Annotated in this window: 4 protein-coding genes and 2 pseudogenes; 3 read left to right on the plus strand and 3 right to left on the minus strand. The window is 74.7% G+C overall.

What is annotated here, in order from left to right; genetic code table 11:
* Window positions 1–52: 52 nt before the first annotated feature.
* From OG294_RS41050 to OG294_RS07495, 3 genes and pseudogenes are all read right to left on the minus strand, one after another.
* Window positions 53–127: pseudogene (locus OG294_RS41050) on the minus strand (polyketide synthase docking domain-containing protein); the annotation flags it as partial.
* A 38-nt stretch (window positions 128–165) separates the two neighbouring features.
* The gene (locus OG294_RS07490; protein ID WP_327065633.1) at window positions 166–9,780 is read right to left on the minus strand and encodes a type I polyketide synthase; all 9,615 of its coding nucleotides are present in this window, start codon (window positions 9,778–9,780) and stop codon (window positions 166–168) included.
* 62 nt (window positions 9,781–9,842) lie between these two features.
* Window positions 9,843–20,528, minus strand: a pseudogene (locus tag OG294_RS07495) (type I polyketide synthase); the annotation flags it as partial.
* 488 nt (window positions 20,529–21,016) lie between these two features.
* Here OG294_RS07495 and OG294_RS07500 point away from each other — a divergent pair.
* From OG294_RS07500 to OG294_RS07510, 3 genes are read left to right on the plus strand one after another with little or no spacing between them, the layout of a single operon-like run.
* Entirely contained in the window at window positions 21,017–22,057 is a 1,041-nt protein-coding gene (locus OG294_RS07500; RefSeq protein ID WP_327065635.1) for an ABC transporter ATP-binding protein, read from the plus strand.
* Window positions 22,054–22,899 carry an ABC transporter permease gene (locus tag OG294_RS07505; protein ID WP_327065636.1) on the plus strand — a complete coding sequence of 282 codons (846 nt, stop codon included), beginning with the start codon at window positions 22,054–22,056 and terminating at the stop codon, window positions 22,897–22,899. The genes OG294_RS07500 and OG294_RS07505 overlap by 4 nt, the downstream gene beginning before the upstream one ends.
* Window positions 22,900–22,920: 21 nt before the next feature.
* Window positions 22,921–24,471 (plus strand): glycosyltransferase family 39 protein, encoded by a 1,551-nt coding sequence (locus OG294_RS07510; protein WP_327065637.1) that lies wholly within the window; start codon window positions 22,921–22,923, stop codon window positions 24,469–24,471.
* Window positions 24,472–24,509: the final 38 nt, after the last annotated feature.

The raw sequence follows: 24,509 nt of genomic DNA on the forward strand, positions 1-24,509 counted from the left end.
GCTCGGAGTCGCCCGACTCCGCGTCGCGCAGCCGCTGGCGGGTCTGGTGCAGATCCGCCGTCACGCGCTTCAGATAGTCGAGGAGCTTTTCCTGATCCACTGCTGGAACCTCACCCAATTCGATCACTGCTGCAGGTAGTTGTGGGCCGGTGCGGGCCGGTCCGGTCAGGCGATGCCCAACTCGTTGTCGATGAAGGCGAACAGCTCGTCGGCCGAGGCCGCCTGGAGCTTCTCGGTCACCTGCTCCCCGGCGGCCCGCTCGCCCGGCTCGCCGCTCCAGCGGGTCAGCAGGGCCGACAGGCGGGCGGCGACGTCCGCGCGGGTGGACTCGTCGGCGGCGACCACGGCCAGCGCGGCCTCCAGCCGGTCGAGGTCGGCGAGCGAGGCCCCGGCCCGTCCGTCACCGGCCGACAGCAGGTCCGCCTGCAGCCGGGCGGCCAGCGCGGCCGGGGTCGGGAAGTCGAACACCAGCGTGGCCGGCAGTCGCAGCCCGGTGGCGGCGCCGAGCCGGTTGCGCAGCTCCAGGGCGGTCAGCGAGTCCAGGCCGAGCTCCTTGAACGCCCGGCCGCCGAGCACCTCGTCCACCGTCGGGTGGCCGAGCGCCGCCGCCGCGTGCGCCCGCACCAGGTCGAGGACGGTCTGCTCGCGTTCCAGCTCCGCCATCCCCGCAAGGCGCCGGCGCAGCTCGGTGGCGTCGGTGGGCGCCGTCTCCCCGGTGGTCCCGCCGGCCGTGACCGGGCGCCGGGCGCCGGGCAGTTCGTCCAGCAGGGCGCAGGCGCGCACGGCCGTGAAGCCGGGCACGAACCGCTCCCAGACGATGTCGGCGACCGTGATCACGGTCTCGTCCAGGTCCAGCGCCTGCTGCAGGGCGGCGATCGCCGCCCCCGGCGCCATGCCGGGCAGCCCGGCGCGGTCCAGGCGGTCGCCGATCAGGCCGTCGGCGGCCATGCCCGACTCGCCCCAGCGGCCCCAGGCCACCGAGGTGGCGGGCAGGCCCGCGGCCCGGCGGTGCTCGGCGAAGGCGTCCAGATAGGCGTTGGCGGCGGCGTAGTTGGCCTGCCCGGGGTCGCCCAGGGTGCCGGCGATGCCGGAGAACAGCACGAAGGCCGTCAGTTCCGAGGCCCGGGTCAGCTCGTGCAGGTGGCGCACGGCGTCCACCTTCGGGCGCAGCACACCGGCGACCCGGTCCGGGGTCAGCGCATCGAGCACCCCGTCGTCCAGCACGCCCGCGGTGTGGAAGACCGCGGTGAGCGGCTGTTCGGCCGGTACGGCGGCCAGGAGTCCGGCCAGTGCGGCCCGCTCCGAGACGTCGCAGGAGGCGATGGTGACCCGGGCGCCCAGCGCGGTCAGTTCGGCGTGCAGCTCGGCGGCGCCCTCGGCCTCCGGACCGCGGCGGCTGGTCAGCAGCAGGTGCTCCGCGCCGCCCCGGGCCAGCCAGCGGGCCACCTGCGCGCCGAGCGCGCCGGTACCGCCGGTCACCAGCACGGTGCCGCCACCGGGACGCCAGCCCTCGGCCGGCGCCGGGCCCGCGGGGGCCGGCAGCAGGCGGCGGCCGAAGACCCCGGAGGCCCGCACGGCCAGCTGGTCCTCACCGCCCGCCCCGGCCAGCACCCCGGCCAGCCGGTCCAGCACCCGCTCGTTCAGCGTGTCCGGGAGGTCGAGCAGACCGCCCCAGCGCTGCGGCTGCTCCAGGGCGGCGACCCGGCCCAGGCCCCAGACCAGCGACTGGTCCGGGCCCGCCGCGCGTTCGCCGCGGTCGACCGCCACGGCGCCGCGGGTCGCGCACCACAGCGGCGCCTCGAACCCGGCGTCGCCGAGCGCCTGCACCAGCGCGACGGTCCCGGCCAGGCCGAGCGGCAGCGCCGGGTGCTCGTGGTGCGCCCGCTCGTCCAGCGCCAGCAGCGAGAGCACGCCGGTCAGCTCGACCACGTCGCCCAGCTCCTTGCGCAGCCGCTCGACGACCGCCTCCCGTTCCAGGTCGACCCGGTCCAGGCCGAACAGCCGCACCTCGGCTCCGTGCCGGGCCAGCGCACGGGCGGTGTCGGCCACCCACGCCTGGTCCACCAGCCCTTCGGGGACGATGACCGCCCAGGTGCCCGGCAGGACCGGCGCGGTGGGCAGCGCGGTCAGCGGGCGCCAGCCGACCCGGTAGCGCCAGCCGTCGATCACCGACTGCTCGCGGCGCTGCCGCCGCCACGAGGAGAGCGCCGGCAGCACCGCGCTCAGCGGGGCGTCCCCGCCCAGGTCGAGCGAGTCGGCCAGCGCGGCCAGGTCCTCGTTCTCCACGACCTCCCAGAAGGCCGTCTCCACCGGGTCGTTGCCCGCCTGCGCGGCCGGCTCCTCGAACCTGACCGGCTCGGGCCAGTAGCGGCGGCGCTGGAAGGCGTAGCCGGGCAGGTCGGTGCGCTCGGCACCGGTGCCCGCGAAGACCGCGGCCGTCCAGTCCACCGCGATCCCGCGCACCCACGCCTCGGCCAGCGAGGCCAGCACCCGGCGGGCACCGCCCTCGCCCCGGCGCAGCGTGCCGAAGGCCACCGCGTCACGCTCGGCCGCCTCGATGCTCTCCTGCACCGCCATCACCAGCACCGGATGCGGGCTGACCTCGATGAACGTCCCGCAGCCGGTGGCCAGCAGCGACCCGACCGCCTCCTGCAGCCGCACGGTCCCGCGCAGGTTGGTGTACCAGTACGCGGCGTCCATGCTTGCGCCGTCGATCAGCTCGCCGGTCACCGTGGACAGCAGCGGCACCCGGCCCGCCCGCGGCTCGATCCCCGCCAGCGCGGCCAGCAGCTCCGCGCGGATCCCCTCGACCTGCGCCGAGTGCGAGGCATAGTCCACCGGAACCCGACGCGCCCGCACACCGTCCGCCTCGCACGAAGCCAGCAACTCGTCCAACGCGGCAGGCTCACCCGACACCACCACCGAGGACGGCCCGTTCACCGCCGCCACCGAGATCCGCTGCTCACCCCAGCCCGCCAACCGCTCACGCACCTCGACCACCGGCAGCGCCAACGACACCATGCCACCACGCCCCGCCAACCCGGCGGCGATCGCCCTGCTGCGCAACGCCACCACCTTCGCGCCGTCCTCCAGCGACAGCGCACCCGCCACCACCGCCGCCGCGATCTCACCCTGCGAGTGACCGAGCACCACATCGGGCTGCACGCCCGCCGCCCGCCACACGGCCGCCAGCGAGACCATCACGGCCCACAGCACCGGCTGCACGATCTCGACCCGGTCCAGCCACGCCTCACCCGCACCGCCGAGCAGCACCTCGGTCAACGACCAGTCGGTGAACGGCGCGAGCGCCGCGGCACACTCCTCCATCGCCGCCCGGAAGACCGGCGACTCCTCCCACAGCCCCGCACCCATCGCGGCCCACTGCGACCCCTGCCCCGGAAAGACGAACGCCACCTTGCCGACGGCCCGCGCCACCCCTTCGACCACATCGGCAGCCACCCCACCGGCGGCCAACACCGCCAGCCCATGCTCCAGTTCAGCCAGGTCGCCGCCGAGCACCACGGCCCGGTGCTCCAACGCGGCGCGACCAGTGGCCAACGAGAGACCGGCATCCAACGCCCGCGGCGCAGGCTGCGCCGCCACGAAGGCCCGCAACCGCACCGCCTGACCACGCAACGCCTGCACACCACGCCCCGACACCACCCACGGCAGCACCGCCGCACCGATCGCCGCCGCGCCTTGCGGACCCACCGGCGCCCCGTCAACCGGCGCCCCGTCAACCGCCTCCACGACTGCGGGCGCCTGCTCGACGATCACGTGCGCGTTGGTCCCGCTGAAGCCGAACGAGGAGACGCCCGCCCGGCGCGGCTGTCCGGTCTCGGGCCAGGGCCGCGCCTCGGTCAGCAGCTCCACCGCACCCGCCGACCAGTCGACCTGCGCGGTGGGTTCGTCCAGGTGGATGCTGGCCGGCAGCACCCCGTGCCGCATCGCCAGCACCATCTTGATCACACCGGCCAGCCCGGCCGCCGCCTGGGCGTGGCCGAGGTTGGACTTCACCGAGCCCAGCCAGAGCGGCCGGTCGGCGGGACGGCCCTGGCCGTAGGTGGCCAGCAGCGCCTGCGCCTCGATCGGGTCGCCGAGTCTGGTGCCCGTCCCGTGCGCCTCCACCGCGTCCACCTGGTCGGGCGTCAGGCCCGCGTCCGCCAGCGCCTGGCGGATCACCCGCTGCTGGGACGGCCCGTTCGGCGCCGTCAGACCGTTGCTGGCACCGTCCTGGTTGATCGCCGAACCGCGCACCACGGCGAGCACCGGGTGCCCGTTGCGCCGCGCGTCCGAGAGCCGCTCCACCAGCAGCATGCCCACGCCCTCGGAGGGCGTGAAGCCGTCGGCCGCGGCCGAGAACGGCTTGCACCGGCCGTCCGAGGCCAGGCCCTGCTGCTTGCTGAACTCGACGAAGGTGCCCGGGGTGGACATCACGGTGACGCCACCGGCCAGCGCCAGTTCGCACTCGCCGCCGCGCAGCGCCCGCACGGCCAGGTGCAGGGCCACCAGCGAGGCCGAGCAGGCGGTGTCCACGGTCAGCGCCGGGCCTTCGAGGCCGAACAGGTAGGAGACGCGGCCCGAGACCACGCTGGCCGCGGTGCCGGTGGCGACATGGCCCTCGGCGGACTCGGCCGCACCCGTCAGCAGGCTCAGGTAGTCCGAGCCGTTGGTGCCGGCGAAGACACCCGTCCGGCTGCCGCGCAGCAGCGCGGGGTCGATCCCGGCCCGCTCGATCGCCTCCCAGCTGGTCTCCAGGAGCAGCCGCTGCTGGGGGTCCATCGCCAGCGCCTCACGCGGCGAGATGCCGAAGAAGCCGGCGTCGAAGTGGCTGGCGTCGTCCAGGAACCCGCCCTCGCGCAGGTAGGAGGTGCCGGTGTCGAGGTCCCAGCCCCGGTCGGTGGGGAACTCCGAGAGCGCGTCACCGCCGTCGAGCAGCAGCTGCCACAGGTCCTCGGGCGAGGCGACACCGCCAGGGAAGCGGCAGCTCATGCCGACGATCGCGATCGGCTCGTCGTCCGCGGCCGAGCGGACCACGACCGGGGCCGCGGCCCGGCCCACCGTGCCGGAGAGCTCCTCGGCGAGGTGGCGGACCAGGGCCTGGGTGGTGGGGTGGTCGTAGATCAGGGTCGCGGGCAGCTTGACGCCGGCCGCCGCGCCGAGCCGGTTGCGCAGCTCGACGGCGGTCAGCGAGTCGAAGCCCAGCTCCTTGAACGCCCGGGTGGTGTCCACCGCCTCCGGGCCCGGGTAGCCGAGCGCGGCGGCGACGTGGGAGGTGACCAGGTCCAGCAGGATCCGGTCCCGCTCGGCGGCGGGCGCACCGGCGAGCCGGGCGGCCAGGCCGCCCTCGGCGTCCGCCCGCTCCTCGCCGCCGCTGCCGGTGCGCGCCAGCGCCCGCACGGCCTCGGGCAGGTCGAAGAGCAGCGGCCGGACCCGGCCCGAGGTGAAGGCGAGCGCGAAGCGCTGCCAGTCGATGTCGGTCACGGTCAGCACCCGGTCGCCCTGGTCCAGCGCCTGCTGGAGGGCGGCCACGGCCGCGTCGGGCGCCATCCGCAGGATCCCGTGGCGCTGCATCCGGTCGCCCAGGCCGCCCTCGGCCGCCATGCCGCCCTCGCCCCACGGCCCCCAGGCCACCGAGGTGGCGGGCAGGCCGTCGGCGCGGCGCTGCTCGGCCAGCGCGTCCAGGAACGCGTTGCCGGGCGCGTAGTTGCCCTGGCCCGGGGCGCCGAAGGTGGCGGCGAACGAGGAGAAGAGGACGAAGGCGGACAGCTGCAGCTCGCGGGTCAGCTCGTGCAGGTGCAGGGCGGAGTCGACCTTCACCCGGAGCACGCGCTCCAACTGGTCGGCGGTCAGCGCCTGGATCACCGCGTCGTCCAGGACGGCGGCGGTGTGCATCACGGCGGTCAGCGGCTGCTCGGCCGGGATCCCGGCCAGCAGCTCGGCCAGCGCCGCCCGGTCCGAGACGTCGCAGGAGGCGATGGTGACCCGGGCGCCCAGCGCGGTCAGTTCGGCGTGCAGCTCGGCGGCGCCCTCGGCCTCCGGGCCGCGGCGGCTGGTCAGCAGCAGGTGCTCCGCGCCGCCCCGGGCCAGCCAGCGGGCCACGTGCGCGCCGAGCGCGCCGGTGCCGCCGGTCACCAGCACGGTGCCGCCGCCGGGGCGCCAGCCCTCGGCCGGCGCCGGGCCGGCCGGCGCGTGCAGCAGCCGCCGGGCGAAGACCCCACCGGGTCGCAGGGCGAGCTGGTCCTCGCCGCCGGTGCCGGCCAGCGCGCCCACCAGCCGGTCCAGCGTGCGCTCGTCCGGCAGCTCGGGCAGGTCGAGCAGGCCGCCCCAGCGCGGCGCGTCCTCCAGCGCGGCGACCCGGCCCAGGCCCCAGACCAGCGCCTGCGCGGGGCAGTTCAGCCGCTCGTCGCGGTCCACCACCACCGCGCCCCGGGTGACGCTCCACACCGGGGTCGGCAGCTCGGCGTCCGCCAGCGCCTGGAACAGCGCGACGGTGCCCGCCAGGCCGGCCGGCACGGACGGGTGGTCGGGGCGGCGGCTCTCGTCGAGTCCGAGCAGCGACAGCACCCCGGCGGGCGTGCCGCCCTCGGCCGGCTCCCGGCCCAGCAGCCCGGCCAGCGCCGCGCGCTCCAGGTCGGCCGGGCCCACCAGCAGGCTCGCGACCCGGGCGCCGCGCTCGGCGAGCGCCCGGGCGGCGCCCACCGCCCAGGGGTCGGCGGCCAGGTGCTCGGGCACCACGAGCAGCCAGGTCCCGGAGAGCACCGGGGTGGGCAGCGCGGTCAGCGGGCGCCAGTCGACCCGGTAGCGCCAGCCGTCGATCACCGACTGCTCGCGGCGCTGCCGCCGCCAGGAGGAGAGTGCCGGCAGCACCGCGCTCAGCGGGGCGTCCCCGCCCAGGTCGAGCGAGTCGGCCAGCGCGGCCAGGTCCTCGTTCTCCACGGCCGCCCAGAACTCCGCCTCCACCGGGTCGAGGGCGCCGTCCCGCTCCTCGGCGGCGGGTGCGGTCGCCGCTTCCAGCCAGTAGCGGCTGCGCTGGAAGGCGTAGGTGGGCAGGTCGGTGCGCTCGGCACCGGTGCCCGCGAAGACCGCGGCCGTCCAGTCCACCGCGATCCCGCGCACCCACGCCTCGGCCAGCGAGGCCAGCACCCGGCGGGCACCGCCCTCGCCCCGGCGCAGCGTGCCCACGGTCACCGCCGGGGCCTCGGCCTCCTCCACGCACTCCTGCAGCCCGGTCAGCAGCACCGGGTGCGGGCTCACCTCGACGAAGCCGGCGACGCCGTGGTCCCGCACCAGGGTGCGGGCGGCGTCCGCGAAGCGCACGGTCTCGCGCAGGTTGGTGTACCAGTACGCGGCGTCCATGCTTGCGCCGTCGATCAGTTCGCCGGTCACCGTGGACAGCAGCGGCACCCGGCCTACCCGCGGCTCGATCCCCGCCAGCGCGGCCAGCAGCTCCGCCTGGATGTCCTCGACCTGCGCCGAGTGCGAGGCATAGTCCACCGGAACCCGACGCGCCCGCACACCGTCCGCCTCGCACGAAGCCAGCAACTCGTCCAACGCGGCAGGCTCACCCGACACCACCACCGAGGACGGCCCGTTCACCGCCGCCACCGAGATCCGCTGCTCACCCCAGCCCGCCAACCGCTCACGCACCTCGACCACCGGCAGCGCCAACGACACCATGCCACCACGCCCCGCCAACCCGGCGGCGATCGCCCTGCTGCGCAACGCCACCACCTTCGCGCCGTCCTCCAGCGACAGCGCACCCGCCACCACCGCCGCCGCGATCTCACCCTGCGAGTGACCGAGCACCACATCGGGCTGCACGCCCGCCGCCCGCCACACGGCCGCCAGCGAGACCATCACGGCCCACAGCACCGGCTGCACGATCTCGACCCGGTCCAGCCACGCCTCACCCGCACCGCCGAGCAGCACCTCGGTCAACGACCAGTCGGTGAACGGCGCGAGCGCCGCGGCACACTCCTCCATCGCCGCCCGGAAGACCGGCGACTCCTCCCACAGCCCCGCACCCATCGCGGCCCACTGCGACCCCTGCCCCGGAAAGACGAACGCCACCTTGCCGACGGCCCGCGCCACCCCTTCGACCACATCGGCAGCCACCCCACCGGCGGCCAACACCGCCAGCCCATGCTCCAGTTCAGCCAGGTCGCCGCCGAGCACCACGGCCCGGTGCTCCAACGCGGCGCGACCAGTGGCCAACGAGAGACCGGCATCCAACGCCCGCGGCGCAGGCTGCGCCGCCACGAAGGCCCGCAACCGCACCGCCTGACCACGCAACGCCTGCACACCACGCCCCGACACCACCCACGGCAGCACCGCCGCACCGATCGCCGCCGCGCCTTGCGGACCCACCGGCGCCCCGACGACCGCCTCCACGGCCGCGGGCGCCTGCTCGACGATCACGTGCGCATTGGTCCCGCTGAAGCCGAACGAGGAGACGCCCGCCCGGCGCGGCTGTCCGGTCTCGGGCCAGGGCCGCGCCTCGGTCAGCAGCTCCACCGCACCCGCCGACCAGTCCACGTGCGGGGACGGCTCGGTGACGTGCAGCGTGCGCGGCAGTACGCCGTGGTGCATCGCCAGCACCATCTTGATCACACCGCCGACCCCGGCCGCGGCCTGGGTGTGCCCGATGTTCGACTTCACCGAGCCCAGCCAGAGCGGCCGGTCCGCCGGGCGCTCCTGGCCGTAGGTGGCCAGCAGCGCCTGCGCCTCGATCGGGTCACCCAAGGTGGTGCCGGTGCCGTGCGCCTCCACCACGTCCACCTCGCCCGGCGTCAGCGCGGCACTGGCCAGCGCCTGGCGGATCACCCGCTGCTGCGAGGGGCCGTTCGGCGCCGTCAGACCGTTGCTGGCACCGTCCTGGTTGATCGCCGAACCGCGCACCACGGCGAGCACCGGGTGCCCGTTGCGCCGCGCGTCCGAGAGCCGCTCCACCAGCAGCATGCCCACGCCCTCGCCCCAGCCGGTGCCGTCCGCATCGGCGGAGAACGCCTTGCAGCGACCGTCGGTGGACAGGCCGCGCTGGCGGCTGAACTCCACGAAGGTGCCGGGGGTGGCCATCACGGTCACGCCGCCGGCCAGCGCCAGCGTGCACTCGCCCGAGCGCAGCGCCTGCACCGCCAGGTGCAGGGCGACCAGCGAGGAGGAGCACGCGGTGTCGACGGTGACGGCCGGGCCTTCGAGGCCGAGGGTGTAGGAGATCCGGCCCGAGGCGACGCTGCCGAAGCTGCCGGTGCCCAGGTGGCCCTCGACGCCCTCCGGCACCGCGCCGAGCCGGCTGGCGTACTCGTGGTACATCAGGCCGGCGAAGATGCCCGTCCGGCTGCCCTTGAGCGCGGTCGGGTCGATGCCCGCCCGCTCGAAGGCCTCCCAGGACGCTTCGAGCAGCAGCCGCTGCTGCGGGTCCATGGCCAGCGCCTCGCGCGGCGATATCCCGAAGAACGCCGGGTCGAACTCGCAGGCGTCGTGCAGGAATCCGCCCTGGCTGACGTAGCTGGTGCCCTGCTGGTCCGGGTCGTCGCCGATCAGCGCATCGACCTGCCAGCCGCGGTCGGTGGGGAAGCCGCCGATGGCGTCACCGCCCTGCGCCACCAGCCGCCACAGCTCCTCCGGCGTGCTCACCCCGCCCGGGTAGCGGCAGGCCATGCCGACGATCGCGATCGGCTCCTGGTCACGCTCCTCCAGCTCCCGCAGGCGCCGGCGGGCGTTGCGCAGATCAGTGGTGGCGCGCTTGAGGTAGTCGCGCAGCTTGTCCTCGTTCACCGTGTCCGTCCGTTCCTTGCGGAAAAGGGGTCGCGCCTGCGTACTGGGGGCCGGTCGCCCGGTCAGGAGGTTTCGAGCTCGTCGTCGAGCAGGTCGAACAGCTCGTCGTCGGTGGCCGATTCGATGTCGGTGCCGCTCTCGGCCGGGACCGGGTCATCGGCCCCGAGGTAGCTGCGCCACTGGGTGAGCAGCGCCTGCAGGCGCAGGGTGACCCGCGTCCCGGTCTCGTCGTCGGTGGGGGTGGTCGCCAACGCCTCGGCCAGGCGGTCGAGTTCGGCGAAGACGCCCGGCCCGGCCGCCTGCTCGTCGAGCGGCAGCGCGGCGCGCAGCGCACCGGCCAGCTCGGCCGGGCTCGGGTGGTCGAAGGCCATGGTGGCCGGCAGCCGCAGGCCGGTGGCCGCACCCAGGCGGTTGCGCAGCTCGACGGCGGTCAGCGAGTCGAAGCCCAACTCCCGGAACCCGGCGCCTGGCTGGACGGCGACGGCGGTGGCGTAGCCGAGCACCGCCGCGACCTGAGCACGCACCAGCTCCAGCAGGATGCGCTCCTGCTCACCGGCGTCCAGCCCGGTCAGTCGGCGCACCAGCGCCTGCCCCGGGTCGGCATCGGCAGCGCCGGCCGCGCGCCGGGCCGGCCGGCGGATCAGACCCCGCAGCAGCGCGGGCACCTCGCCCGACTCCGCCGCCCGCGCACGCAGCGCGGGCAGATCCAGCCGGGCCGGCAGCAGCACCGGATCCGGCAGGCCGACGGCCAGGTCGAGCAGCGCCAGGCCCTCGGCGACCGACAGGGCCGCCACGCCGCGCGCCATCCGGCGGGCGTCGGCCTCGGCCAGCTCGCCCGCCATGCCGCCGCCGTCCTCGGCCCACAGGCCCCAGGCCAGCGAGGTGGCCGGCAGGCCGGCGGCGCGCCGGTGCCTCGCGAGCGCGTCCAGGAAGGCGTTGGCGGCAGCGTAGTTGGCCTGGCCGGGGTTGCCGAAGACGCCGGCCGCGGAGGAGTAGAGGACGAAGGCGGTCAGGCCGTGGTCCTTGGTCAGCTCGTGCAGGTGCCAGGCGGCGTCGACCTTGGGCCGCAGCACGGCGGCGAGCCGCTCGGGGGTGAGCGAGGAGACCACACCGTCGTCCAGCACGCCGGCGGTGTGCACCACCGCCGACACCGGGTGCTCGGCCAGCAGGGCGGCCAGCGCCTCACGGTCCGCGACGTCGCAGGCCACGAACCGCGGCGAGGCACCCAGCTGCGCCAGCTCGGCGGCCAACTCGGCCGCGCCCTCGGCGGTTTCACCGCGGCGCGAGACCAACAGCAGCTGCCGCACCCCGTGCCGCGCCACCAGGTGGCGGGCCACCGCGCGGCCGAGCGAACCGGTCGCGCCGGTGACCAGAACGGTGCCGGCGGGGTCGTAGGCCGGCACCGCCACGGGCTCGTCGGTGCCGACGGGGGCCAGCCGGGGAGCGAGCGCGAGGCCTGCGCGCAGCGCGAGCTGGGGCTCGTCCGTCCCGACGGCGGCGGCGAGCGCGGCCGGCGAGGCGGGGTCCTCGTCCGTGTCGATCAGCACGATCCGGCCCGGGTGCTCCGCCTGCGCCGAGCGCAGCAGACCCCGCACCGCGGCCGAGGGCAGGTCCCAGACGCTCTCGCCGGGAGTGCGGGCCACCGCGCCGCGGGTCACCACGACCAGCCGGGAGCCGGCGAACGCCTCGTCCGCCAGCCACTGCTGGACGGTCCCCAGTACCTGCTGGACGGTCCGGTGGGTGGCCGCGACGACCTCCCCGACGCTCTGCGGCACCGGCAGCACGACCGTGTCCGGCAGGGTCTCGCCCAGCTCCGCCAGGTCGTCGAAGCACGCGGCGCCCGGCAGTCCGAGGCTGTCCGCGCCGAGCACCGCGACCGCGCCGAGCGCGCCCGTGGGCGGCAGTTCGACGCTCACCCACTCCTCGCGGAAGAGCGCCTCGTGGCGGCCGCCGCCGCCCGCCAGCTGCTCGGGCGAGAAGGCCCGCAGCACGAGCGAGTCGATCGACGCCACCGGCGCACCCGACCCGTCCGCCACCGCCAGCGACACCGCGTCCGGACCCGCCGCCGACAGCCGCACCCGCACCTCGGCCGCACCGGCGGCAAAGAGCGAGACACCCGACCAGGCGAACGGCAACCTGCCCTGTCCGGTGTCCTCCAGCAGCCCGCCCAGCCCGATCGCGTGCAAGGTCGCGTCCAGCAGCGCCGGATGCAGACCGAACAGGCCCGCCTCCTCGACGACCTCGGCGGGCAGGGCCACCTCGGCGAACAGCTCCTCGCCGCGCCGCCAGGCCGCCCGCAGCCCACGGAACGCCGGACCGTACCCGAAGCCCGCCGCCTCGAAGCCCGGATAGACCGCGTCGACCGCGACCTCCTCGGCACCCGCCGGCGGCCACTGCGCCAACTCGAACGACGCCACCCGCTCACCCACCGCCAGCACACCCGTCGCATGGCGGGTCCACGGCTGGTCGGCGTCGGCGGCGTCCGCGCGGGCGAAGACCGCCAGCGGGCGCCGACCGGCGGCATCGGGCGAACCGACCGTCAGCTGCAGCTGCACCGCGCCGTTGGCCGGCAGCACCAGCGGCGCCGCCAGCGTCAGCTCCTCCAGCAGGCCGCAGCCGGCCTGGTCGCCGGCCCGGATCGCCAGCTCCACGAAGGCGGTGCCCGGCAGCAGCACCGTGCCGGCCACCGCGTGGTCGGCCAGCCACGGGTGGCTGCCCACCGCGAGCCGCCCGGTGAAAACGTGGCCGTCACCGTCCGCAAGCGCCAACGAGGCACCCAGCAGCGGGTGTTCCGCCGCGCCGAGACCGGCCGAGGCGAGGTCGCCGACCCAGCCGGACTGCGCCCGGGGCCAGTAGCGCTCGCGCTGGAAGGCATAGGTGGGCAGCTCGACGGGCCGTGCCCCGAGCTCCGCCCCGGTCCCGGCGAAGTACGCCGGCCAGTCGACCCGGACACCGCGCGCGTACAGGCTGCCCAGCGCCATGGCGACCGCCTCGGCCTCCGGGCGGTCGTGACGCAGCAGCGACACCGTCCGCGCCACGCTCTCCTCGGCCAGGCACTCCTGCGCCATCGCGGTCAGCGTGCCGTCCGGACCCAACTCCAGGAAGGTGCTCACCCCTTCGGCCTCCAGGGCCCGGATCGCCTCGGCGAAGCGCACCGCCTCGCGGACATGGCGCACCCAGTACTCGACGGAGGTCGGCTCCGCGGACCGGTCGAGCGTGGAGACGATCGGGATCCGCGGCTCGTGGAAGGTCAACTCGCCGACGACTGCGCGGAACTCCGCCAGCATCGGCTCCATCAGCGGCGAGTGGAAGGCGTGGCTGACGGTCAGCCGCCTGGTCTTGCACCCGTCGGCGGTCAGCTGCTCGGCCACCTCCAGCACCGCCTGCTCGGCACCCGAGACCACCACCGACGAAGGCCCGTTGACGGCGGCGATGCCCACCTCCGGGCGGCCCGCCAGCAGTGGCAGCACCTGCTCCTCGGCCGCCCGCACCGCCACCATGGCGCCACCGGCGGGCAGGTGCTGCATCAGCCGGCCGCGGGCGGCCACCAGCCTGGCGGCGTCGGCAAGTGAGAGAACCCCCGCGACGTGCGCGGCGGCCAGTTCGCCGATCGAGTGCCCGGCCAGGAAGTCCGGCCGCAGGCCCCAGGATTCGACCAGGCGGAAGAGTGCCACCTCGATCGCGAAGAGTGCGGGCTGGGTGTAGGCGGTCGCGTCGAGCAGCTCGTCGGCCTCCTTCAGCGGCACCGCCAGGTGCCGGTCCAGCTCGGCGGCGACGGCGTCGTAGGCCTCGGCGAACACCGGGTAGGCAGCGTGGAGTTCGGCCCCCATCCCGGGGCGCTGGCTGCCCTGCCCGGTGAACAGGAAGGCCGTCCGGCCCACCGGGCCGACCACCTCACCCGCGGCGGCGCCGCTCGCCAGCTGCTCCAGCCCGTGCAGCAGCGCGGCGCGGTCGCGCCCGACCACGGCGGCACGGTGGTCGAACGCCGTGCGAGCCGTGGCCAGCGCGAAGCCCACCTCCGCGATCGCCTGCTCCGGGCGGGCCGCGAGGTGCTGGGCGAGCCGGGCCGCCTGGCCGCGCAGCGCCACCGGCGTCCGGCCCGACAGCACGAGCGGCACCAGCGGCCTCCGCCCGGCCGCGACGGACGGCGCGGACGGCGCGGACGGCGCAGCGGACTCGGTAACCTCGGCGGCCTCGGCGATCCCCGGGGCCTGCTCGATGACCAGGTGCGCGTTGGTGCCGCTGATCCCGAACGAGGAGACCGCCGCGCGCCGCGGCCGGCCCGTCCGCGGCCACGGCCGCGCCTCGGTGAGCAGCTCCACCGCGCCCGCCGACCAGTCCACGTGGCTGGACGGCTGGCCGACGTGCAGCGTCTTCGGCAGCACGCCGTGGCGCATCGCCATCACCATCTTGATCACGCCCGCGACACCGGCCGCCGCCTGGGTGTGGCCCAGGTTGGACTTGACCGAGCCGAGCCAGAGCGGCTGCTCCGCGCTGTGCTCGCGACCGTAGGTGGCGAGCAGCGCCTGCGCCTCGATCGGGTCACCCAGCGTGGTGCCGGTGCCGTGCGCCTCGACCGCGTCCACCTCGTCGGGCGTCAGGCCGGCGCTCGCCAGCGCCTGCCGGATCACCCGCTGCTGAGCAGGGCCGTTCGGCGCCGTCAGGCCGTTGGAGGCACCGTCCTGGTTGACCGCGCCACCGCGCACGATCGCCAGCACCGGGTGCCCGTTGCGCCGCGCGTCCGACAGTCGCTCGACGAGCAGCATGCCGGCGCCCTCGGCCCAGCCGGTGCCGTCCGCGTCGTCCGAGAACGCCCGGCACCGGCCGTCGGGCGACAGGCCGCGCTGGCGGCTGAAGCCCACGAAGGTCGCCGGGGTGGCCATCACCGTGACGCCACCGGCCAGCGCCATGGTGCACTCGCCGCTGCGCAGCGCCTGGATCGCCCAGTGCAGGGCGACCAACGAGGAGGAGCAGGCGGTGTCCACGGTGACCGCGGGGCCTTCGAGGCCGAAGGTGTAGGAGAGGCGGCCCGAGGCGATGCTGCCCGTGTCGCCGCCGCCCAGGTAGCCCTCGCCGCCGGTCGGATCGTCCCGCAGGAGCCCGGCGTAGTCGTGGTACATCACACCGACGAAGACCCCGGTCCGGCTGCCCCTGAGCGAGGCCGGCTCGATGCCCGCCCGCTCGAAGGTCTCCCAGGAGGTCTCCAGCAGCAGCCGCTGCTGCGGGTCGGTGGCCAGCGCCTCGCGCGGGCTGATGCCGAAGAACGTCGGGTCGAACGCGGCGGCGTCGTGCAGGAAGCCGCCCTGCCGGGTGTACGAGGTGCCGGGGTGCTCCGGGTCCGGGTGGTAGAGGCGCTCGATGTCCCAGCCGCGGTCCTCGGGGAAGCCGGAGATCGCATCCCGGCCGCCCGCGACCAGCTGCCACAGGTCCTCGGGCGAGGCCACCCCGCCCGGGAACCGGCAGGCCATGCCGACGATCGCGATCGGGTCGTCGTCGGCGGCCACCGCGGCTGCGACCGACAGCCCGTCCTCGGGCAGGGCGCCCAGCAGCTCGGCGGCGAGCAGGCCCGCCAGCGCGGTCGGGGTCGGGTGGTCGAAGACCAGGGTGGCCGGCAGTCGCAGCCCGGTCGCCGCGGCGAGGCTGTTGCGCAGCTCCAGGGCGCTGAGCGAGTCGAAGCCCAGCTCGCGGAAGGCGCGGGTCGGGTCGACCGCCTCCGGCCCGCCGTGGCCCAGCACCGCGGCGGCGTGGCCACGGACCAGGTCGAGCAGCAGGGCGTCCTGCTCGGCCCGGGGCAGGCCGGCGAGTTGCGTGCCCAGTGCCGAGGCACCGGCTCCACCGCCCACACCGGCCGCCGCGCGGCGCGCGGGCACCCGGACCAGGCCGCGCAGCAGCGGCGGCAGCAGGCCGAGCCCGGCCTGGGCGCGCAGGCCCGCCAGGTCGAGCCGGACCGGCACCAGAACCGGCGCGCCCGAGCGCACCGAGGCGTCCAGCAGCGCCAGGCCCTCGGCTGCGGAGAGCGGCAGCACACCGCCGCGCGCCATCCGCTCGACGTCCGCCGTTCCCAACTCCCCGGCCATGCCGCCGTCCTCGGCCCACAGACCCCAGGCCAGCGAGAGGGCCGGCAGACCGGCGGCGTGCCGGTGCTCGGCGAGCGCGTCCAGGAAAGCGTTGCCCGCCGCGTAGTTGCCCTGCCCGGCCGCACCGAACACCCCGGCAGCGGAGGAGAAGACGATGAACCCGGCAAGGTTCTGATGCTTCGTCAGCTCATGAAGGTGCCAGGCCGCATCGACCTTGGGCCGCAGCACCGCAGCCAGCCGCTCCAGAGTCAGCGAGGAAATTACCCCGTCGTCCAGCACACCCGCGGTGTGCACCACGGCGGTCAGCGGCTGCTCCAGCGAGGCGAGCAGCGACGCAAGGGCCTCCCGGTCCGCCACGTCACAGGCCGCGAACCGCACCGAGGCACCCAGCTCGGTCAGCCCAGCCGCCAACTCCGCGGCGCCCGCGGCCGCTTCACCGCGCCGCGACACCAGCAGCAGACGCCGCGCCCCGTACTCGCTCACCAGATGCCGCGCGAAGAGACCGCCCAGCGTCCCGGTCGCACCGGTCACCAGCACCGTGCCCTCCGGGTCCAGCCGCACCGGCGACACCTCGTCACCGGCCGTCGAAGCCCGCACCAGACGCGGCACATACGCCACCCCCGCACGCAGCGCCACCTGCGGCTCACCCACCTCCACGGCCGCCGCCAGCACGGACGACGAAGCATCGTCCACGTCCACCAGCACGATCCGGCCCGGATTCTCCGACTGCGCCGACCGCAACAGACCCAGAACCGCCGCCGACGGCAGATCACGCACGTCCTCACCCGGCAACGCAGCCACCGCACCACGCGTCACCACCACCAGGCGCGAATCGGCGAACGCCTCCTCCGCCAACCACTCCTGCACCAACCCCAGCGTGCGGCGCACGGCCTCGTGCGTGGCCCCAACAACGTCCCCGGTGTCCACCGGCAGCACCGGCAGCACGATCGCGTCCGGCACCGCCGCGACCAGCTCGCGCAACTCCACCACACACCTGGCCCCCACGAACCCGAGAGCATCCGCCCCCAACACCGCCACCGCACCGAGCGACCCGGCCGACGGCAGCGCCACACCCGACCACTCCGTCCGGAACAACGCCTCGGACCGCCCACCACCAACCGCCAACTGCTCCGCCGAGAAAGGCCGCAGCACCAGCGAATCGACCGACGCCACCGGCGCACCGGTACCATCGGCCACCACCAACGACACCGCATCCACACCCGCACCCGCACCCGTGCCCACCGCCGACAACCGCACCCGCAACTCCACCGCACCCGCAGCGAAGAGCGACACACCCGACCACGCGAACGGCAACCGCCCTTCACCCGGCTCCGCCACCACACCACCCAGCAGCCCGATCGCATGCAACGACGCATCCAACAACGCCGGATGCAGACCGAACAGACCCGCCTCCTCAGCAGCCCCCTCCGGCAGCACCACCTCGGCGAACACCTCACCACCACGCCGCCAGGCCGCCCGCACCCCACGGAAGACCGGACCGTACTCCAACCCGGCCTGCCCGAGACCGTCGTACAGCCCCTCGACCGCCACCGCCTCCGCACCCGCCGGCGGCCACTGCGTCAGCTCGAACGACGCCGCCCGCTCGCCCACCGCGAGGACACCGGTCGCGTGCCGCGTCCAGGACTCGGCGGCGGTGTCGTGCTCCGGGCGGGAGTAGATCTGCAGCGACCGGCTTCCCGTGGCGTCCGGCTCGCCGACCGCGAGGCAGAGCTGCAGGCCGCCCGCCGCCGGAACGACCAGCGGCGCCTCCAGCGTCAGCTCCTCCAGCAGGCCGCACCCGGCCTGGTCGCCGGCCGCCACCGCGAGCTCCACGAACGCGGTGCCCGGCAGCAGCACGCTGCCCGCCACCGTGTGATCCGCGAGCCACGGCTGCGCCTCCAGCGACAGCCGTCCGAAGCAGAGCACCCCGTCCGCGCCGGGCAGTGCTACCACCGCGCCCAGCAGGGGGTGCTCCACCACTCCGAGGCCGGACATGGTGACGTCGCCCACCGGCAGTGAGCCACTGTCCAGCCAGTAGCGCTCGCGCTGGAAGGCGTAGGTGGGCAGGTCGATCCGCCGGGCACCGGTGCCCGCGAAGACGGCCGACCAGTCGAGCTTGACGCCGCGCACGTGCAGCTGGGCGAGGGCGGTGGTGAAGGTCTCCGCCTCCGCCCGGTCACGGCGCAGCACAGGAGCGAACAGCGCCTCGTCCTCGGCGCTCACACAGGCCTGGCCGAGTGCGGAGAGCGTGCCGTCCGGCCCCAGCTCCAGGAAGCTGCGCACCCCCTCCGCCTCCAACACCGCGATCGCGTCGGCGAACCGCACCGCCTCACGGACATGCCGCACCCAGTACTCCGCCGAAGCCAGATCCGCCGACCGGTCCAACGTCGACACGATCGGGATCCGCGGCTCCCCGAAAGCCAACCCCGCCACCACCGCACGGAACTCCGCCAGCATCGGCTCCATCAACGGCGAATGGAACGCATGACTCACCGTCAGCCGCCTGGACCTGCCACCCAGCCGACCCGCAACCTCCAACACCCCCGCCTCGGCACCCGAAAGCACCACAGCAGCAGGCCCGTTGACCGCAGCAATCCCCACATCCGAACGCCCCACCAACAGCGGCAACACCTCCGCCTCACCCGCCCGCACCGCCACCATCGCACCACCCGCAGGCAACCCCTGCATCAACCGCCCACGCGCCACCACCAACCGCGCCGCATCCGCCAGCGACAACACCCCCGCCACATGCGCCGCCGCCACCTCACCAATCGAATGCCCCACCAAGAAGTCCGGCACCACACCCCACGACTCCACCAACCGGAACAGCGCCACCTCCAACGCGAACAACGCTGGCTGCGTATACGCCGTCTCATCCAGCAGCGCCCCCGCATCCCTCAGCGGCACCTCCAGATGCCGGTCCAACTCCCCGCACACCGCGTCGTACGCCACCGCGAACACCGGGAACGCAGCACACAACTCCGCCCCCATCCCCGCCCGCTGACTCCCCTGCCCCGCGAACAGGAACGCCGTCCGCCCCGCCGAACCCGCCACACCCAGCACCGCACACGCCGCGGCCGGCTCGCCGTCGGCCAGCGCTCCGACGGCCGCCAGCGCCTCCTCACGGTTCCGGACCAGCAGCGCGGCCCGCTGCTTGAGGGCCGTGCGGGAGGTGGCGAGCGAGAACCCGAGCTCTGCCGGGCCGAGTTCGGGCCGGTCGGCCAGGTGCTCCCGCAGCCGGGCCGCCTGGGCCCTCAGCGACACCTCGTCCCGCCCGGAGATTACCAGCGGCAGCGCCCGGTCGAGCGGCGGCACGACGTCGACCGCCTCCGCGGCAGCCTGCTCGAACACGCCCTGCTCGATCACCACGTGCGCATTGGTCCCGCTGACGCCGAACGAGGACACCGCCGCCCGGCGCGGCCGTCCGGTCTCGGGCCAGGGGCGCGCCTCGGTCAGCAGCTCCACCGCACCGGCGGACCAGTCCACGTGCGGCGTCGGCTCGTCCACGTGCAGCGTCTTCGGCAGCACGCCGTGCCGCATCGCCTGCACCATCTTGATGATGCCGCCCACCCCGGCCGCCGCCTGGGTGTGCCCGATGTTGGACTTCAACGAGCCGAGCAGCAGCGGGCGTTGCCGGTCCTGCCCGTAGGTGGCGAGCAGCGCCTGCGCCTCGATGGGGTCGCCCAGCCGGGTGCCCGTCCCGTGGGCCTCCACCGCGTCGACCTGATGGGCCGTCAGTCGGGCCGCGGCCAGCGCCTGTCGGATCACCCGCTGCTGCGCCGGGCCGTTGGGGGCGGTCAGACCGCTGCTGGCGCCGTCCTGGTTGACAGCGCTGCCGCGCACCACGGCGAGCACGGGGTGCCCGTTGCGCTGGGCGTCCGAGAGCCGTTCGACGAGCAGCATGCCGACGCCCTCGCCCCAGCCGGTGCCGTCGGCCGCGGCGGCGAAGGACTTGCAGCGGCCGTCCGATGCGAGCCCGCGCTGGCGGGCGAAGTCGATGAAGGCGTTGGGGGTGGACATCACGGCGACACCGCCGGCCAGGGCCATCGTGCACTCGCCGGCGCGCAGCGCCTGGACGGCCCAGTGCAGAGCGACCAGCGAGGAGGAGCAGGCGGTGTCGACGGTGACCGCCGGGCCCTCCAGGCCCAGCGCGTAGGCCACCCGCCCGGAGGCGACGCTGCCCGCGTTGCCGTTGCCCAGGTAGCCCGCGACACCCTCGGGAACCTCGAGGAGGCGGGCGGCGTAGTCGTGGTACATCACGCCCGCGAAGACGCCGGTGGCGCTGCCGCGCACCGAGTCCAGGTCGATGCCGGCCCGCTCGAAGGCCTCCCAGGAGACCTCGAGCAGCAGCCGCTGCTGCGGGTCCATGGCCAGCGCCTCGCGCGGCGAGATGTTGAAGAAGTCGGGGTCGAACCGGGTGGCGTCGTGCAGGAAGCCGCCCTCACGGGTGTAGTCCGGAGCCTCGGGGCCGGCCTCGGCGTCCGGCTCCCAGCCACGGTCGACGGGGAAGCCCGAGACGCCGTCGGTGCCGGTCGCGACGAGCCGCCACAGGTCCTCGGGCGAGCCGACGCCGCCGGGGTAGCGGCAGGCCATGCCGATGATCGCGATCGGCTCGGGCTCCTGCTCCTCCAGCTCGCGCAGCCGCCGGCGGGTCTCACGCAGGTCGGCGGTCGCCCGCTTGAGGTAGTCGAGGAGCTTCTCTTCGTTCTCCACGTTGTCCGTCACACCCCTGAACCGGCCGTGAGGGTCCGGCCGGTCGCCGGCCGGCATCCATGGACGCCGTCGAGCGGATCGGGCCTGACCGCCAATTGATCGACCACCAATTGATTCCTGATGAAAAGCGCGCGCCCGCAGTCTCCCCGCCGTCCGAAAAGGAATCCTGCGGCATTTCCGGCGTACTCGACGGAACATCATTGCTGCCCGGTCAGGCTAGCAGCGGCCGCTTGGGCGAACATCCCCTAACCGCCCCCTAGCCCCCCTGTTTCAGGGGGTGGCGGATGGCGGCGGACCGGCCCAACTCACCCCCATGCTATACATGGTGCACACAGTTCCGTGTCCCTTTCCACCGGCGCATGACGTCGAATCAGGATGCGCGTGAACTCCTCGCCGCGCAGCCCCCATGCCGCCGTTATCGCGTCCCGCCCGATTCGCAGGCATCAATGAATACAGCACGAGCGCCACAGGCCGCGGATTCTGCCGTCGTCGTGGACCATCTGGTCAAGAAATACCGTCACCGCGATCACCCGGCAGTCGACGATCTCAGTTTCAGCGTCCGGCCCGGCGAGGTGTTCGGCCTGCTGGGACCGAACGGCGCCGGGAAATCGACCACCGTCGGCATCATGACCACCCGGGTGGCCCCGACCTCGGGCAGCGTCACCATCCTCGGGGTCGACGTGGCGGCGGACCCCGCCACCGCGCACCGCAACTTCGCCGTCGTCCCGCAGCGCAACAACCTCGACCGCTCGCTGACCATCCGGCAGAACCTGGTCTTCCACGCCGGCTACCACGGCATGGGGCGCGCCGAGCGCAAGCGGCTGGCGGACAGCAGCCTGGAGTGGGTGGGCCTCACCGACCACGGCAGGGCCCGGGTGGACGAGCTGTCCGGCGGCCAGGCGCAGCGGGTGATGATCGCCCGCGCGCTGATGCACCGGCCGCGGGTGCTCTTCCTGGACGAGCCGGCCACCGGACTCGACCCGCAGTCCCGGCTCTTCGTCCACGAGCGGGTCGCCGAGCTGAGCGCGGCCGGCATCACCGTGGTGATCACCACGCACGACATGGAGGAGGCCGCCAAGCTCTGCGACCGGGTCGGCATCATCGACCACGGCAAGCTGCTGGCGCTCGACTCCCCACGGGCGCTGACCGGGTCGCTGCAGGGCACCGGCACCCTGACCGTCACCCTGCGGGACTCCCCCGCCGCGGACCCGAACGACGTGCTCCGGGCCCTGGAGAAGACCGCGGGGGTCGAGCGGGTCGAGCCGGTCGACCTGCCCGGCGCCGAGCGGGCCGACGCCCCCGAGCCGGGCGGGGCCGCGACGGGCCCCGGCCGGCTGCGGATCTACACTACCGGCCGCCCCACCGCGGCGCTGCCCGCCGTCGTCGGCGCCCTCACCGAGCTGAACCGCGAGCTCGACGACGTGTCCCTCGGCGAGCTGACCCTCGAGGACGTGTTCATCGAACTGACCGGAAGGGAACTGCGTTGAGCACCAGCACCCCCCTGATGCCCCTGCCGCACGCCGGAACCGACCCGGTGCGCGCCCGCAGGGGCCGCTCGGCAGCCTGGGCGTTCTGCTACATCCTGTGGCGGGACATCTTCGTCACCGGCCGCGAACTGGTGCCGTTCCTGGCGCAGGTGGTCGTCGAGCCGTTCTTCATCCTGTTCGTCTTCGGCAAGGTGCTGACCGGCATCGGCTACACCGGCGAGGGCTTCCAGGAGGTGCTGCTGCCCGGCGTGGTGGCGCTCAGCAGCTTCCTGGTGGCGCTGCAGAACACGGCCTTCCCGCTCATCGTGGACTTCTCGTTCACCAAGGAGATCGAGGACCGGCTGCTCTCGCCGATCCCGCTCGGCCTGGTGGCCGTGGAGAAGCTGCTGTTCGGGGCGATCCGCGGCCTGATCGGCGCGGGCGTGATGATCCCGCTCGGCTTCCTGCTGCTGGACCACGTGCACTGGCCGCTCTCCAGCGTGCTGCCGGTCGCCGGCATCCTCGTGCTCGGCTCGCTGGCCGGGGCGACGGTGGGGATGACCATCGGCACCGCGGTCGACTCGCGGCACATCAGCATCATCATCGCCGTGGTGCTGACCCCGCTGATGTTCACCGGCGCCACCCAGTTCCCGTGGTTCGGCCTGAGCGTGGTGCGGCCGTTCCAGGTGGTGTGCGCACTCAACCCGCTGACCTACGTCAGCGAGGGGCTGCGGTCCGTGCTGATCCCGCACAGCGCCCTGCACTCGATCCCGCTCGGGATCGACCTCGCCGCGCTGGTCGCCGCCTGCCTGCTGTACGGGCTGATCGGCATCCGCGGCTTCCGCAAGCGGGCGCTGGACTGACCCGAGGAGAGAAAGAGACCCATGAGCCAGACCGACCTCGCCGACGCTGCGGCACCCGCCGAGCAGCCGGCGCCCCCGGCCGCCGGGCGACCACCGGCCGGCCGGCAGCCGTTCGCCCGGCGGCCGGTGGCGATCATCGCCGGGGTCCTCACCGCGGCCCTGCTGATCACCAGCGACCGCTACGGCTACTACGGCGACGAGCTGTACTTCATCGTGGCCGGCCGCCACCTCGCCTGGGGCTACGCCGACCAGCCGCCGCTGCTGCCGCTGCTCGCGCACGCGCTCAACGCGCTGGCCCCCGGCAACCTGGTGGTGCTGCGGCTGCCCGCGACCCTGCTGAGCGGCCTGGGGGTGCTGCTCTGTGCGCAGCTCGCCCGGGAGTTGGGCGGGCAGCGGCGCGCCCAGGTGCTGAGCGCGGGCGCCTTCGCCGTGTCACCGATCGTCGTGGTCTTCGGCCACCTGACCATCACGCCGACCCTGGACGTCTTCTGCTGGACCCTGGTCAGCTGGCTGCTGGTGCGCTGGATCCGGGTGCGCGACGACCGGCTGCTGCTCTGGCTCGGCCTCGCGGCGGCGGTGGACCTGCAGAACAAGTACCTGGTCGGCGTCCTGCTGCTCGCCCTGGCCGGCTCGGTGGCCGCGGTCGGCCCGCGCGAGCTGCTGCGGCGGCCCCCGCTCTGGGCGGGCAGCCTGTTCGCGGTGCTGGTGACGCTGCCGAGCCTGCTCTGGCAGGCCCAGCACCACTGGCCGCAGGCGGACATGACCAGCGCGATCGCCGCCGAGGACGACCGCCTCTACGGCGGGCGGTTCGGCTTCCTGCCGCTGGCCCTGTCCATGGCGGGCTTCCCGTTGCTGCTGCTGATGTGCGCGGGCCTGTGGCGGCTGCTGCGGATGCCGGAGCTGCGCGCGTACCGCTTCCTCGGCTGGGCGGCGCTCGCCACCACCGCGTTCTTCCTGCTCAGCGACGGGCGTTCGTACTACCTGGCCGGGCTCTTCCCGGTGCTCTGGGCCGCGGGCGCGGTCTCGCTGCAGCACCGCCCGGCCGCGCGCGGCTGGGGCTGGGGCCACAGCACGGTCTCCTTCGTGATCTGCGCGGTGGTGGCCGTCGCCGAGCTGCCGCTGTACCCGTTCTCCTCGATCGCGAAGATGCCCTACGCCTTCAACTTCTCGACCGCGGAGACGATCGGCTGGCCGCAGCTGGCCGACACGGTCGCCGCGGCCTACCGCGCGCTGCCCGCCGACGAGCAGCAGCACGCGGTGGTCGTCACCGACACCTTCTGGGCCCAGGGCGCCCTGGAGCTCTACGGACCGGCCCGCGGGCTGCCGCAGGCCTACAGTCCGCAGCGCGGCGCCTGGTACTTCGGCGCGCCGCCGGACGACTCCGGCGCCGTGCTCTACGTCGGCGGCGACGAGGCGAAGCTGCGCGGCGAGTTCACCACCGTGCGCCGGGTCGCGACGGTCGACAACGGCCACGGGGTGAAGAACCTCGACCAGGGCAAGGCGGTCTGGCTCTGCCAGGGCCTGCACACGCCGTGGTCCCAGCTCTGGCCCGGCCTGCGCGAGTTCGCCTGACGGAGCGCCCCAGCGCCGACGGCTTCTGCCCCGGGAAC

Origin of the sequence: Kitasatospora sp. NBC_01302, from assembly GCF_035976515.1 — a bacterium.
Lineage (GTDB): Bacteria > Actinomycetota > Actinomycetes > Streptomycetales > Streptomycetaceae > Kitasatospora.

Excerpts from the sequence above, each read along its gene's own strand:
- OG294_RS07510 (WP_327065637.1), top strand. The coding sequence starts at position 22,921 with ATGAGCCAGACCGACCTCGCCGACGCTGCGGCACCCGCCGAGCAGCCG.
- OG294_RS07500 (WP_327065635.1), top strand. The coding sequence starts at position 21,017 with ATGAATACAGCACGAGCGCCACAGGCCGCGGATTCTGCCGTCGTCGTG.